The organism is Ensifer sp. R1-3 (assembly GCF_056739175.1).
In genome coordinates this window covers 1,040,405-1,053,656 of record NZ_CP096515.1, presented here as the reverse complement: position 1 = coordinate 1,053,656, position 13,252 = coordinate 1,040,405, and the positions used below count along the sequence as shown (strand labels likewise).

Genomic DNA, 13,252 nt, shown 5'->3' with positions numbered 1-13,252 from the left:
GGCGCCGCAGGTGCCTGTTGAAAGCCTTGGTAGCGAAATTGCGCCGCGACGCAATCCGTTTCGATTTCACTTTCAGTTTCAATATTTAATGCATCTACTCCGCAGCCTTGGCCCGCTTCCTGGCTGCCTTTTCCGCCTCGTAGCGCTCGCGCAATATCGGCGCCCTGCCGGGCTTCACGTCCTGGCGCGCACGGCCGAATGCGACCGCATCCGCCGGCACGTCTTCCGTGATCACGCTTCCGGACGCCACGAGCGCCCCGTCGCCGATCGAAACCGGAGCGACGAGCGACGAATTGGACCCGACGAAGGCGTTCGCGCCGATGCGGGTGACATGCTTGTTCACGCCATCATAGTTGCAGGTAATGGTTCCGGCCCCGATATTGGATCCGGCGCCGACAACGGCGTCGCCGATATAGGTGAGGTGATTGACCTTGGCTCCGGCACCGATCTCCGCGTTCTTCACCTCGCAGAAATTGCCGACCTTCGACTTCGCTCCGAGGTCGGCACCCGGGCGCAGGCGCGCGAAAGGTCCGACCGTAGCGCCGGCACGGACGTGAGCGCCTTCCAGATGGGAGAAGGCGTGGATGACCGCACCGCTTTCCACCCGCACGCCGGGCCCGAAGACGACGTTCGGCTCGAGGAGAACGTCCTGGGCAAGTGCGGTGTCCCATGAAAGGAAGACGGTCTCGGGTGCGATCATCGACACGCCCGCCAGCATCAGTTCGTGACGACGGCGCTGCTGCCAGAGGCGCTCGATATAGGCAAGCTCGGCGCGGGTATTGCAGCCGGTAAGTTCCTCCTCGGGCGCTTCGACAGCGATTGCACGGCCATCGAGGGAGCGCGCGATCTCGACGAGATCGGTCAGGTAGTATTCGCCTTTCGCATTGGCGTTGCCGATCCGGTTAAGCAGATCGAGCGCCTTGCGGCCGTCGATCGCCATCAGTCCGCCATTGCAATAGGTGATGCGGCGCTCCTCGTCGGAGGCGTCCCGGTGTTCACGGATGGCGACCAGCGCTCCATCCTTCACGATGAGACGCCCGTACCCGGTCGGATCCGTCGCCTGGAAGCCGATCACCACGACGTCGTTTCCGGCCGCAAGACCGTCGCGCGCTGCCTTCAGAGGTGCGGCGGTGATAAGCGGCGTGTCTCCGAAAACAACGAGAACGTCGTCATAGCCTTTCGCGATCGCTTCGCGGGCAGCAAGCACCGCGTGGGCGGTGCCAAGTCGCTCCTTCTGCAGAAAGGAGGTGACGGCCACTTCGTCGGTTGCCGCGGCGGCAGATACGGCGTCCGCATCGCGCCCGACGACCAGCGCCACATCCGAGATCGATGCACTCGCCAGGGCGTCGACGACATGGGCGATCATCGGCCGCCCCGCGACCGGATGCAGCACCTTCGACATGGCCGATTTCATCCGCGTGCTCTCGCCAGCTGCCAGGATGATCGCCAGGCAAGTCCGTTCCATACTCTGATCTCCTTGATACCCTCTCGGGACATTTCTTCGACGCGGCGTCTCGCGCCTCTGCCCGCGCGCTTTTTGCGCGTTCCTATCAGCAACATATTGCGAGAACCATAATTCGCACAATCACGTCGCGTTAATCAGGTTCAAACCGTATGATATCAGCCCGGCGGCCGCAGGCGGCTTTCGGTGAGCAGGCCGCTCTCCTCCAGAATGGGATAGGCGACGGAGGCGATGTGCGCGTTGATGCGCTTCAGGTCCCGCAGCATATCGAGGTGCAGCGAACTGGTTTGCAGGCTTTCCAGAAGGCCATCGCGCAATCGCTCCAGGTGGCGCTCCGCGGAGCGTTTCTCCATATGCCGCACGTCCACCTTGACCTCGATGAGATGGCGCGCCAGGTCGGCATTGCGCGTGACGAAGATTGTCTGTGCGATGCGCAGATTGTCGATGGTGAGGTTGAAAAGGCCCTTCAGCTCCTGATAGCCGTCCTCCGAGAACCGCAAGCCGCCCCTCACCTTCTTGGCGATCTGTTCACAGAGACCTTTTTCGATGATGTCGCCCATGTGCTCGAGATTGATGGCATAGTCTATGATCACGATCGAGCGGCGCCCGTCCTCCTCGTTCAGGCCATCGCGCCCCAGCCGCGAAAGGAAGATTTTCACCTCCTGCTGCAGGAGGTCGACCTGCCGTTCGATGTTCTCGATGTCGCCCAGTTCGTTGACGTCATTCTTGCTGAACGCTTCGGAGGCCCGCATCAGCATGACCTCGATCAGGTCGCCCACCCTCAGGACCTCTCGCGTGGCCCCGGAAAGGGCCATGACCGGCGTATCGAGCGCCGCCTCATCGAGGTAGCGCGGCCCGGTCTCCGCCGCTTCGTCGTCGGGGAAGAAGCGGGTCATGGTGCGGGCGAGCAACCCCGCGAACGGCCAGGCAACCATCGCCAGGAGCAGATTGAAAAGCAGGTGCACGTCGACGGGCAGGTTCTGCCGCGGCAGCGGCAGGCTCTGCAGGAAGTCGGCGCTGGCGCCAACCGCCGGAAGGGCGATGAGACAGCCGATGCCGCGCACCACGAGGTTGCCCAGCGTGACCCGGCGGGCGGCGGGAGGCGAGCCGAGCGTGGTGATGACCGGCGGGATTGCGCCACCGAGATTGGCACCGAGCACGAGAGCGACCGTCAATACGGGAGAAAGCACGCCCGCGGATGAAAGCGACAGCACCAGCATGACGACGGCGAGGCTGGACGATGACGCAAAGGCAAGACCGGCCGCAATGATCATCGCCACGGGCAAGGCGTTGTCGAGCATTCCGAGAAATGCTCCCAGAGCCTGGGATTGGCGCATCGGCTCGGTCGCCGTGCCGAGCAGCTCGAGCGACAGAAGCATCAGACCGATGCCCACGAGCGCATAGCCGGCGCCCTGGCGCGCGCTCGACCGGCTCAGGCGGTGCGTGGCCACGCCTGCGAGGATGAGCAGCGGCGAAAGCCATCCGATGCCGAGTGCGACGATCCAGGCCGTCATCGCGGTGCCGACATTGGCGCCCAGCAGCACGATCTGCGCCATCTGCGAACGGATCAGCCCCTTCTCGACGAAAGAGGCCGTCATGAGTGCCGTGGCCGTCGAACTCTGGAGCCCGAGCGTTGCGACGAGCCCCGTCAAAAAAGCCCGGAAGGGACCGTTCGTTCCGCGCGCAAGAGCTGCCCGCAGCCGCGCCCCGAAGGCACGCGTCACCCCGTCCTTGACCAGCGAAAGGCCGAAGAGCAGCAGCGCCACTGCACCGAAGAGATTGACCATCACGATCGTGGACTGCATGGAGGTGATTTCCCGTAATGGCCGGCGGATCGAAAGTCCCGGTCGAGTATCGAAGAAACGATTCCCATCAGTTTGCCACAGCGGGACGCGCTTCCAACGCTTAATTTGCAGCGCGCTTTAAGTTGCCGGCTAACGAATTCCGACATTGCCTTCGTCGTTAGCGCCTTTTGCGGCCTTTGCTCTTGAATGCCCCGGGAGCCCTGAGGCGCGCGGCCATGGCGACGGGTTGGCAAGTTCAACTCCGCCGGCCGCAATTTGCGACGAACCGGCCTTCAATTCCTCTCTGGTTTGTTCTAAGGAACGAATTCATTCGGCGTAATGCCAGCGCATCCCAACGAGGTTTTCTGCCCCCATGCTCGACTCCCTGAGAAACGCTGCCCAGACGCGGGTCGTCAAAGGCCTGCTGGCCCTTCTCATCCTCTCATTCATGGTGTGGGGCGGTCAGACATTGATGGTGCCAAACACGCCCAACGCGGTGGTCACCGTCGGCGACGTCAAGGTGTCGGCGAGCGACTTTCGCCTGGCTTACGAACGGCAGGTCGCCCTGCTCTCGCGCCAGCTCGGTACGCCTTTGTCGCGCCAGCAGGCCCAAGCCTTCGGGGTCGAGAACCAGGTCTACGCCCAGCTCGTCGCGGGTGCTGCACTCGACCAGCTCGCTACCGACATGAATCTCGGTCTTTCGGAAGACAGGCTTGCGCGGCTGATCGGCGAAGACCCGGCCTTCCACGGCGCCAACGGGCAGTTCGACCGTCTGACATTTTCGAGCGTGCTGCGCAATGCCGGTCTGACCGAGCAGGATTACATCAACAACCGCAGCCAGGTCGCGGTTCGATCGCAGATCGTCGATGCGCTCACGGACGGTTACACGGCGCCCAAGGTACTCGTCGACGCCATTGGCAAGTACCGCCACGAGACGCGCACGATCGACTATCTTCTGCTCTCCAACGCAAATATCGACGCGGTCAAAACGCCGGGCGACGACGTGCTCGCGCCTTGGTTCGAAAGCCGCAAGGCGAACTATCGCGCTCCGGAATACCGCAAGATCAGCTACATCAAGCTGGAGCCCGAGGACCTGGCCGCACCGGACGCCGTGACCGAGGAAGAGCTTCGCGCCGATTATGAGAAGCGCAAGGAGAGCTACCGCACGCCGGCCACGAGAACGGTCGAGCAGCTCACCTTCCCGTCGCGCGAGGCCGCCGACGCCGCGGCCTCCAAGCTTGCCGCCGGCACCTCCTTCGACGATCTGGTCAAGGCCGAGGGTAAGACGTCGGCAGATGTACTCCTCGGCGATTTCACCAAGGAGCGCATGCCAGACGCAAAGATTGCCGACGCAGCCTTTGCCGTTGCCCAGGATGGCGGCACCACGCCCGTCGTCGAAGGTGCATTCGGCCCGGTCATCCTGCGCGTAACCAACATCCGGCCCGATGCCGTTCGCAGCTTTGACGAAGTCAAGGAAGAATTGCGCAAGGAAATCGCCCTCGACGCCGCGCGCGAGCAGCTCGTCGGTCTTCATGACAAGATCGAAGACGAACGCGCCGGCGGCGTGACCGTCAAGGAGATCGCCGAACAGCTGAAGCTCAAGCTCGTCACGGTCGACGCCGTCGACGCTTCCGGCAAGGATCAAAACGGGGACGACGTGAAGGATCTTCCGGAACCGCGCGCCCTTCTCCAGGAAGTCTTCAAGGCCGATGTCGGAACGGATACGCTTGCCGTCAATATCGGGCGGGACGGCTCCGCATGGTTCGACGTCGAGGAAATCATTCCGGCCCGGGACCGCACGCTTGACGAAGTTCGCGACGAAGTGGCCGCCGACTGGACCGCGGAACAGCAGCGCGCGGCACTGGCCGCCAAGGCCAAGGAACTCAAGGAACGTATCGAAAAGGGCGCCAAGCTCGCCGATATCGCAAGCGAACTTGGCCTTGTCGTCGAGACCAAGACCGGGCTGACCCGCGCGACCAACGATGCGACGCTGAGCCCTGCCGCGGTGATCGCGGCCTTCGGCGGTCCGAACGGCCATGTCGCCAACGCCCCGGGGATCGGCGGCGACGGCCAGGTGCTCATGCAGGTTACGGCGGTCGAAGAGAAAGCGCCTGCCGACGCCCTCGACAATGACAGCAGCCAAATCGAAGCGATTGCGCGCGCGAGCGGTGACGACATCCTGGATCAGATGGTCTCCACATTGCAAACTGCCTATGGCGTTTCGATCAACCAGTCGCTTGCCGAAACGGCACTGGCGCAACGGTGACGACGGAGAAGCGAACTCATGAGTGATTTGAAGCCGTTCGTCGCCAAAGTCGCAGCGCGCGAGGCACTGAGTCGCGAAGATGCGCGCGCGGCCTTCGAGATCATCATGTCCGGAGCCGCCACGCCATCGCAGATCGGCGGTTTTCTGATGGCGCTTCGGGTGCGCGGGGAAACGGTCGACGAGATCGTGGGTGCGGTCGGCGCGATGCGCGCACGCATGTTGCCCGTTGAAGCGCCCGACGGTGCGATCGACATCGTCGGCACCGGCGGCGACGGTGCCGGTACCTACAACATTTCGACGCTGGCCGCGCTGATTGTCGCGGGTGCCGGTGTACCGGTCGCCAAGCATGGCAACCGTGCGCTCAGCTCGAAGTCCGGAACGGCCGATGCGCTCTCGTGCCTCGGGGTCAATCTCGATATCGGGCCTGCGGTGATCTCGCGCTGCATTGCCGAGGCCGGTCTCGGCTTCATGTTCGCCCAACAGCACCATTCGGCCATGCGCCACGTCGGTCCGACGCGGGTGGAACTCGGAACGAGGACCATCTTCAATCTGCTCGGCCCCCTCGCCAACCCTGCCGGCGTCAGGCAGCAGCTCGTCGGTGTCTACGCGCCGCAATGGGTCGACCCGCTCGCGGAAGTGCTCCGCGATCTGGGTTCGGAAAGCGTCTGGGTCGTGCATGGCGAAGGGCTCGACGAGATTACCACGACCGGCGTGACCAAAGTGGCCGCGCTCAAGGACGGCACGATCACCAACTTCGAGCTGACGCCGGCCGATTTCGGCCTCGAACGGGTGTCGCTCGATGCCTTGAAGGGCGGAGACGGAGCCCATAATGCCGCTGCGTTGCAGGCCGTTCTCGACGGTGCGGAAAACGCCTACCGGGACATTTCCCTTGCGAATGCCGCCGCTTCGTTGATGATAGCAGGGCGCGCCGGCGACCTGTCCGAAGGCATGGCGCTGGCCCGGCAATCGCTTTCGAGCGGCGGCGCCAAGGTCGCCTTGCAGCGGTTGATCACCGTCTCGAACGCGGCTTGAGGAGAAGACATGACGGATATCCTGCGCCGCATCGAAGCCTATAAGCGAGAGGAGATCGCCGCCGCGAAAGCGCGCGTTCCGCTCGAAGAGTTGAAGGCGCGGGCCGCCGATCAGTCGGCGCCGCGCGGTTTCCACGCCGCGCTTGCGGCCCGGAGGGACAAAGGCGAGTTCGGGTTGATCGCCGAAATCAAGAAGGCGAGCCCCTCGAAGGGTTTGATCCGCCCGGATTTCGATCCTCCGGGACTGGCGAAGGCCTATGCCGCGGGCGGCGCTGCCTGCCTCTCCGTCCTTACCGACGCGCCGAGCTTCCAGGGCGCGCCGGAGTTCCTGACGAAGGCACGCGAGGCCTGCCCGCTCCCGGCTCTGCGCAAGGACTTCATGTTCGACACCTATCAGGTTTTCGAAGCGCGCGCCTGGGGCGCCGATTGCATTCTGCTGATCATGGCCTCGCTTGGCGACAATGATGCGCGCCGGCTGGAAGAAGCCGCATTTGCACTCGGCATGGATGTCCTCGTCGAAGTACACGACGCGGAAGAGATGGAACGAGCACTTCGCCTGTCATCTCCGCTCGTCGGGATCAACAACCGCAATCTCAGGACGTTCGAGGTCGATCTCGCCGTCTCCGAAAGGCTCGCGGCAATGGTTTCCGCAGACCGTCTCCTGGTCGGCGAAAGCGGCGTATTCACGCACGAAGACTGCCGGCGCCTAGAGAAGAGCGGGATTACCACCTTCCTGGTAGGTGAAAGCCTGATGAGGAAGGACGACGTAGAGGCGGCGACGCGTGCGCTGCTGACCGGCTCGGCAAGCATCATGGCGGCAGAGTGATGAGCGGGCCGGCCCTCACCCATATCGACAGCGCCGGCGAAGCCAGCATGGTCGATGTCGGCGACAAGGCCGAGACGGTCCGTGTCGCTGTCGCGGAGGGCTTCGTCAGGATGAAGCCGGAGACGCTGGCTCTGATTCGCCAAGGCAATGCCAAGAAGGGCGACGTTATCGCGACCGCACGGCTCGCAGGCATCATGGCCGCCAAGCAGACATCCAGCCTCATTCCGCTCTGCCATCCCTTGATGCTGACGAAAGTGTCCGTCGATATCACGCCGGATGACGCCCTTCCCGGTTTGCGCGTCCAGGCAATGGCGAAGCTGACCGGACGGACGGGTGTCGAGATGGAGGCGTTGACTGCCGTCAGCGTCGCCTGCCTGACGATATACGACATGGCCAAGGCCGCTGACCGGGAAATGGAGATAGGCGGCGTGCGCCTGGTCAGCAAGTCGGGCGGGCGCTCCGGCGACTATCACCGCGCGGGAGAGATGCGCTGATGTCGCTTCTTTCGGTCGAGGAAGCACTACAGAGGATTTTGGCCAGGGCCAATCCGCTGCGACGGACGGAGCGCCTTGCGCTGCATGAATGCCTCGGACGGGTGCTCGCCGAGAACGTAGCGGCCAAGTTGACCCACCCACCATTCGACAATTCCGCGATGGATGGTTATGCCGTCCGCCACGAGGATATCGCCGAAGTCGGAGCGGAGCTCTCCGTTGTCGGCCAGTCCGCCGCAGGACGCCGTTTTCGCGGTGGCGTGAAGGGCGGGGAGGCCGTACGCATCTTCACCGGCGCGCCGGTACCTGCAGGCGCCGATACCGTCATCATTCAGGAAGACACGGAAAAACTGCCGGACGGACGCATCCGCACCCTGTTTGCGCCGGCAAAGGGCCGCCACATCCGTTTGGCGGGCCAGGATTTCCTGGCGGGTGACGTCGCGCTTTCCGCCGGCAGCGCACTCGACGCCGGCCGCCTGACGCTCGCGGCCGGCATGAATCATCGGGACCTGCCGGTTTTCGCGCGACCGAAAATCGCAATCATTGCCACGGGCGACGAATTGTTGCCGCCGGGAAGTTCCCTTGGCCCCGACCAGATCATCGCTTCGAACAGTTTCGGGATCGCTGCGGTTGCCCGCGACAACGGGGCCGAAGTTCTTGATCTCGGCATCGTCGGCGACGATAGGACGGCGATCGCCGGCGCCGTCGCCAAGGCACAGGCAGCCCAGGTGGACGTGCTCGTCACCCTCGGAGGAGCCTCGGTCGGCGATCACGATCTCGTCCAATCGACGCTTCTCGGCTGCGGCATGACGCTTGATTTCTGGCGCATCGCCATGCGACCGGGAAAACCGCTGATGGTCGGCGATCTCGACGGCGTCACGGTGCTCGGCCTTCCGGGAAACCCCGTTTCGAGCCTCGTCTGCGCCCTGCTCTTCCTCGAACCTCTGACGCGCAAGCTTGCGCATCTGCCGCCCCGTTCGAGACTGGTCGATGCACGGCTCGCCGCAACGCTGCCGGCCAATGACCGGCGCCAGGATTATATACGTGCCCGCCTCACGCTCGAGGCGGACGGTTCGCTCGTAGCGCATCCCTTCCCGCGCCAGGATTCGTCCATGGTCAGCATTTTCGCGCAGTCCGACGGGCTGATCGTGCGGCGACCGGGGGCTCCCGAAGCCGCGAGCGGAGAGGCATGCAGCGTTTTCAGGCTCAGAGAGCCCGCCTGACTTGACGTCGCGGTGGCGGATGAAAACGATCAGCGATCTTCCCGCGCCGCTATCCGAAACAACGAAGCCGATGCGAGCCAGAGCATTGCGAACAAGGCATTGACGGCAAGGATCTCCAGCGGCGGACTTGCCGGGTAACCCATTCCTGCGGCCACCGCGACCGCGGCGACCAGCGCCTGCGCGAGCGCCGTTGCGAAGAAAGCACGTGCCATTCCGGCCGGCCGGAACCGCGCAATGACGGCGCTGATGATGCCGACCGCCAGCACGCCGCCATAGAGGAGATTGGCGGGGTCATCCTCGGTCCCGACGATGCCGACGGCGAGATTCACCCACATCAGGAGGAATGCTGTCGCGAGCGCAAGGCCGATGGCGGCGCGGTATGCGCTGCTGGCCGAGAACCTCACTGACAACTCGTAGACGCCGCCTGCGGAGATCAGCATGGCTGCGAAGATAGCGAAATCGGCGACATCCCAGGCCACTTCCTCCGTGACTTGCATCGCGAGCAAGGGCAGCAGCATAAGCGCTGCGGCCGCGCCCCACGCCGCTCTCCTCCAGAGTCTCCCGCGTCCGTTACGATTCTCCGCCTTCGCTGCCATCTGCATCGCCTGCGCGCATCCATCCTGGACTACTTCCAGGCGGATCACGGTGATTTTAGGTCGGATCGACCTGAAATCATGAATGTGATCGATTCTGATGAGTTGAGAGGCGGAATGTCGCGGAAACCCGCGTTATGAGAGTGCCTCACCGGCCCGGCTGACGAGGATCTTGTCGATGCGTCGGCCGTCCATGTCGATCACCTCGAAGCGATAGCCGTGCGCCTCGGCGGTGTCGCCCTCCTCCGGAGTCTTGCGCAACTGCTGCACCAGGAAGCCGGCTATGGTCTCGAAATCGCCGTCCGCGTCGATTCCATCGATGCCGATCTGGAGGTGGATTTCATCGATCGGCGTCCGTCCGTCTACGAGATAGCTGCCATCGTCGCGCTGGCGAATGAGGGCGTGCTCGGAATTATCATAATTCGAAGGAATGACGCCGACGATGGCCTCAAGGATGTCGGCGGTGGTGATGATCCCCTCCGTGCTCCCGTACTCGTCGACGATCATCGCCATATTGATACTGGACGACTTGAAGGCTTCGAGCGCCTTCAGACAGGAGGCCGTCTCCGGCAGGGTAAGAATTTCGCGGACATAATCGCGGATGTTGAAAGGCGCGGCCGGCGCAACATTCAATATCTCCTTGGCAAGGACCGCGCCGATGACATCACCCGATGGGCCGTCGATCACCGGATAACGCGAGTGGCCGAACTGCCGGATCTTCTGCCCGATCGTCTCCAGGCTGTCGTGAACGTCGATGAAACTCACCTCTGTACGGTGTGTCATGATCGATTTGACGTTGCGGTCGCCGAGGCGAATGATTCGCCGCAGCATCTCGTGCTCGCTCTTCTCGATGGCGCCGCTTTCGACGCCTTCCGCCATGATGGCCTGCACTTCCTCTTCGGTGACCCGATCGGAATCTTCCGGCCTCATGCCCATGAGCCGCATCGCGATAGAGGCCGCCGTTTCGAAAATATAGACGACCGGCGCCACGATACGCGAAAGCAGCGCCATCGGACCGGCGACGAACATGGCCAGCCCTTCGGGATTTCGGAGCGCCAGCTGCTTGGGGATGAGCTCGCCGATGACCACCGACAGAAATGTAATCAGCGTGACGACCAGTGCGACCGCGATCGTGTCGCCGTAAGGGCTGATCCAGCCGATGTCGTTCAGGAACGGCGCAATCTTGGCAGCAATCGTCGCGCCGCCATAGGCGCCGGCGAGGATGCCGACAAGGGTGATGCCGACCTGTACCGTCGACAGGAACTTGCCCGGGTCCTCGGCGAGCTTGAGCGCGGCCTCCGCGCGCCGGTTGCCCTGCTTCACCATCTGACGAAGCAGCGGTTTGCTTGCCGAGACGATTGCCATTTCCGACAACGCGAAGAAGGCGTTGATCAAAAGCAGAAGGAAAATGACAAGAAGCTCGAACATAGTCTCCGGTTCACCGTTGAAAAAGGGGCGGCCTCGCGACTGCCCCCATCCCAGATAGGCTAAGCCGCAAGTTCGGGCAAGGTCACCTGCAGGATTTCACGGCAGGAGGTAAGGTGCGCGACGAGGTTCCGGTCAAGCCTTCGCCTTGCCTCCGCTCAGCGCCTGACGGATACGCGCACGCCCCACCTTGATCACGTGCTCCATCGCCAGGCGTGCAGCCGCCTCGTCCCTTTTGCCGATCGCCTCGACGATGCGGATATGGTTGCGCGCAACCTCGTCGATACCGCCTTTCTCGGCGGTCGGCGAACTGAGCTTGAAGACGCCCACAAGGGCTGCCTCGATCAAGCCGCCGACGGTACGCAGAAAGGGATTGCCGGACGCTTCGATGACGGAGAGATGAAACTTGAGGTCCGCTACGGCGAGACTCTCGGGGGTGTGATTCGCTTCGCCCATGGCGACGGCGAGCCGCATCATCCCCGCGATTTCCGCGTCCGATGCGTTTCTTGCCGCCAGTGCCGCGGCATGCGTCTCGAAGGCCAGCCGCACCTCGCTCAGATGATAGAGAAAATCCTCGTCGACGCCGCAGGCGAAGTGCCAGGTGAGAATGTCGCTGTCGAAGAGGTTCCACTCCTTGCGGGGCGTGACGCGTGTGCCGATCCGGGCGCGCGGTACGATCATGCCCTTGGCGGCAAGCGTCTTCATCGCTTCGCGCAGTACCGTCCGCGAGACGCGGAAACGCAGCGCCAATTCAGGATCTCCGGGGAGAATGCTGCCGACCGGGAACTCGCCCGAAACGATCGCCTTGCCGAGCTGATCCACGACCTGTGCATGGCTCGTCCGCTTCGGCGTGCCGGATATCACGGTCTCAAGCACGCTCTTCAACCAATCCTCCCCAGGAAACTCCTCATCGTCAGCGTGATTCTTGCCGGCGACGATCAACACTAGATCGAATAGACGATTCCTGAAAGGCCTGCAGAGAGCTGCAGGTAGGCCGGGTCGGACTATAGAAAACCCCGCGCGCGAGGCGCGGGATTGCCGTGTTTCGGACGTTCGACTATTGCGGCAGCTTGTCGTCGACGCCTTCGACATAGAAGTTCATGCCGAGCAGCGTCGCGTCGTCGGCAGTTTCGCCCTCTTTCAGCCACGGGCTGCCGTCCTGCTTGTTGAGCGGACCGGTAAACGGCTTCAGCTCGCCGGATTTGATTTTCGCCTCCGTCGCTTCCGCCATCGCCTTCACGTCATCAGGCATGTTCGTGTAGGGCGCCATGGTCAGGATGCCGTCCTTCAGACCATCCCAGCTCGAAGTCGTCGACCACGTTCCATCGAGGAAGGCCTTGGTGCGCTTCACGTAATAGGCGCCCCAGGTATCGACGATCGCAGTCAATTGCGTCTGCGGGCCGGCGGCAATCATGTCGGATGCCTGACCGAAGGCCTTGATACCGCGCTCGGCGGCGACCTGCATCGGCGCGGTCGTGTCGGTATGCTGCGTGATGATATCGACACCCTGATCGATGAGCGCCTTGGCGGCGTCCGCTTCCTTGCCCGGATCGAACCAGGTGTTCGCCCATACGACCTTGATCTTGAAATCCGGATTGACCGCCCGGGCACCGATGACGAAGGCGTTGATGCCCATCACCACCTCGGGAATCGGGAAGGAGGCGATATAGCCGGCAACGCCCTTTTCGGACATTTTCGCGGCGATCTGGCCCTGGATGTAACGGCCTTCGTAAAAACGGCTGTTATAGGTGGCGACGTTCGGCGCGGTCTTGTAGCCGGTCGCGTGCTCGAACTTCACATCCGGGAATTTGCCCGCGATCTTGATCGTTGCATCCATGAAGCCGAAGGAGGTGGTGAAGATCAGGCCGCAGCCGGAACGCGCCAGGCGCTCGATCGCGCGTTCGGCGTCCGGACCTTCCGGCACGTTTTCCAGGAACTGCGTTTCGATCTTGTCGGCGAGTTCCTTTTCTAGCTCCTGGCGGCCGATGTCGTGGGCCTGGGTCCAGCCGCCGTCTGTCTTCGAGCCGACATAGATGAAGCAGATCTTTGCCTTTTCCTGAGCGCTTGCGGCCGGCGCGATGCCGAGCACGGCGACGGTGGTTGCGAGGGCGACGAGTAGTTTTTTCATTTTTGACCTCTGTCGGTTTGAGA

The 13,252-nt window shown here is 63.1% G+C and carries 11 protein-coding genes; 5 read left to right on the top strand and 6 right to left on the bottom strand.

The window, feature by feature from the left end:
* Nucleotides 1–94 precede the first annotated feature (94 nt).
* Nucleotides 95–1,465, bottom strand: a complete 1,371-nt coding sequence (glmU, locus tag M1D43_RS05050; protein ID WP_153314243.1) for a bifunctional UDP-N-acetylglucosamine diphosphorylase/glucosamine-1-phosphate N-acetyltransferase GlmU — start codon at nucleotides 1,463–1,465, stop codon at nucleotides 95–97.
* Between the two features lie 155 nt (nucleotides 1,466–1,620).
* Entirely contained in the window at nucleotides 1,621–3,267 is a 1,647-nt protein-coding gene (locus M1D43_RS05045) for a Na/Pi cotransporter family protein (RefSeq protein WP_153314241.1), read from the bottom strand.
* A 352-nt stretch (nucleotides 3,268–3,619) separates the two neighbouring features.
* On the opposite strand from M1D43_RS05045, the gene M1D43_RS05040 reads away from it, so the two are divergent.
* Genes M1D43_RS05040 through M1D43_RS05020 form a run of 5 tightly spaced genes read left to right on the top strand, consistent with a single transcriptional unit; the run spans nucleotide 3,620 to nucleotide 9,083 of the window.
* Complete coding sequence (locus tag M1D43_RS05040) at nucleotides 3,620–5,512, top strand: peptidylprolyl isomerase (RefSeq protein ID WP_107591925.1); 1,893 nt, start codon at nucleotides 3,620–3,622, stop codon at nucleotides 5,510–5,512.
* An 18-nt stretch (nucleotides 5,513–5,530) separates the two neighbouring features.
* Complete coding sequence (trpD, locus tag M1D43_RS05035) at nucleotides 5,531–6,544, top strand: anthranilate phosphoribosyltransferase (RefSeq protein ID WP_003533254.1); 1,014 nt, start codon at nucleotides 5,531–5,533, stop codon at nucleotides 6,542–6,544.
* 9 nt (nucleotides 6,545–6,553) lie between these two features.
* Nucleotides 6,554–7,369, top strand: coding sequence for an indole-3-glycerol phosphate synthase TrpC (gene trpC, locus M1D43_RS05030; protein ID WP_127541939.1), 816 nt, complete (start codon nucleotides 6,554–6,556; stop codon nucleotides 7,367–7,369).
* Nucleotides 7,369–7,863, top strand: a complete 495-nt coding sequence (moaC, locus tag M1D43_RS05025) for a cyclic pyranopterin monophosphate synthase MoaC (protein ID WP_153314239.1) — start codon at nucleotides 7,369–7,371, stop codon at nucleotides 7,861–7,863. The genes trpC and moaC overlap by 1 nt, the downstream gene beginning before the upstream one ends.
* Nucleotides 7,863–9,083 carry a molybdopterin molybdotransferase MoeA gene (locus tag M1D43_RS05020; protein WP_127541941.1) on the top strand — a complete coding sequence of 407 codons (1,221 nt, stop codon included), beginning with the start codon at nucleotides 7,863–7,865 and terminating at the stop codon, nucleotides 9,081–9,083. Before moaC ends, M1D43_RS05020 begins: the two co-directional genes overlap by 1 nt.
* Nucleotides 9,084–9,112: 29 nt before the next feature.
* On the opposite strand, the gene M1D43_RS05015 is transcribed toward M1D43_RS05020, so the two are convergent.
* From M1D43_RS05015 to M1D43_RS05000, 4 genes are all read right to left on the bottom strand, one after another.
* Nucleotides 9,113–9,685, bottom strand: coding sequence for a hypothetical protein (locus M1D43_RS05015; RefSeq protein WP_192923469.1), 573 nt, complete (start codon nucleotides 9,683–9,685; stop codon nucleotides 9,113–9,115).
* Nucleotides 9,686–9,811: 126 nt separating this feature from the next.
* A complete protein-coding gene (locus M1D43_RS05010; RefSeq protein WP_010969382.1) occupies nucleotides 9,812–11,104 on the bottom strand; it encodes a hemolysin family protein in 1,293 nt (430 codons plus the stop codon).
* Between the two features lie 132 nt (nucleotides 11,105–11,236).
* A complete protein-coding gene (locus M1D43_RS05005) occupies nucleotides 11,237–11,986 on the bottom strand; it encodes a FadR/GntR family transcriptional regulator (RefSeq protein ID WP_033049008.1) in 750 nt (249 codons plus the stop codon).
* A gap of 172 nt (nucleotides 11,987–12,158) precedes the next feature.
* Nucleotides 12,159–13,229: a BMP family ABC transporter substrate-binding protein gene (locus M1D43_RS05000; RefSeq protein ID WP_003533231.1), complete on the bottom strand. Its 1,071-nt coding sequence runs from the start codon at nucleotides 13,227–13,229 to the stop codon at nucleotides 12,159–12,161.
* Nucleotides 13,230–13,252: the final 23 nt, after the last annotated feature.

Excerpts from the sequence above, each read along its gene's own strand:
- glmU (WP_153314243.1), bottom strand. The coding sequence starts at position 1,465 with ATGGAACGGACTTGCCTGGCGATCATCCTGGCAGCTGGCGAGAGCACG.
- moaC (WP_153314239.1), top strand. The coding sequence starts at position 7,369 with ATGAGCGGGCCGGCCCTCACCCATATCGACAGCGCCGGCGAAGCCAGC.
- trpD (WP_003533254.1), top strand. The coding sequence starts at position 5,531 with ATGAGTGATTTGAAGCCGTTCGTCGCCAAAGTCGCAGCGCGCGAGGCA.
- M1D43_RS05045 (WP_153314241.1), bottom strand. The coding sequence starts at position 3,267 with ATGCAGTCCACGATCGTGATGGTCAATCTCTTCGGTGCAGTGGCGCTG.
- M1D43_RS05020 (WP_127541941.1), top strand. The coding sequence starts at position 7,863 with ATGTCGCTTCTTTCGGTCGAGGAAGCACTACAGAGGATTTTGGCCAGG.
- M1D43_RS05000 (WP_003533231.1), bottom strand. The coding sequence starts at position 13,229 with ATGAAAAAACTACTCGTCGCCCTCGCAACCACCGTCGCCGTGCTCGGC.
- M1D43_RS05010 (WP_010969382.1), bottom strand. The coding sequence starts at position 11,104 with ATGTTCGAGCTTCTTGTCATTTTCCTTCTGCTTTTGATCAACGCCTTC.
- trpC (WP_127541939.1), top strand. The coding sequence starts at position 6,554 with ATGACGGATATCCTGCGCCGCATCGAAGCCTATAAGCGAGAGGAGATC.
- M1D43_RS05015 (WP_192923469.1), bottom strand. The coding sequence starts at position 9,685 with ATGCAGATGGCAGCGAAGGCGGAGAATCGTAACGGACGCGGGAGACTC.
- M1D43_RS05040 (WP_107591925.1), top strand. The coding sequence starts at position 3,620 with ATGCTCGACTCCCTGAGAAACGCTGCCCAGACGCGGGTCGTCAAAGGC.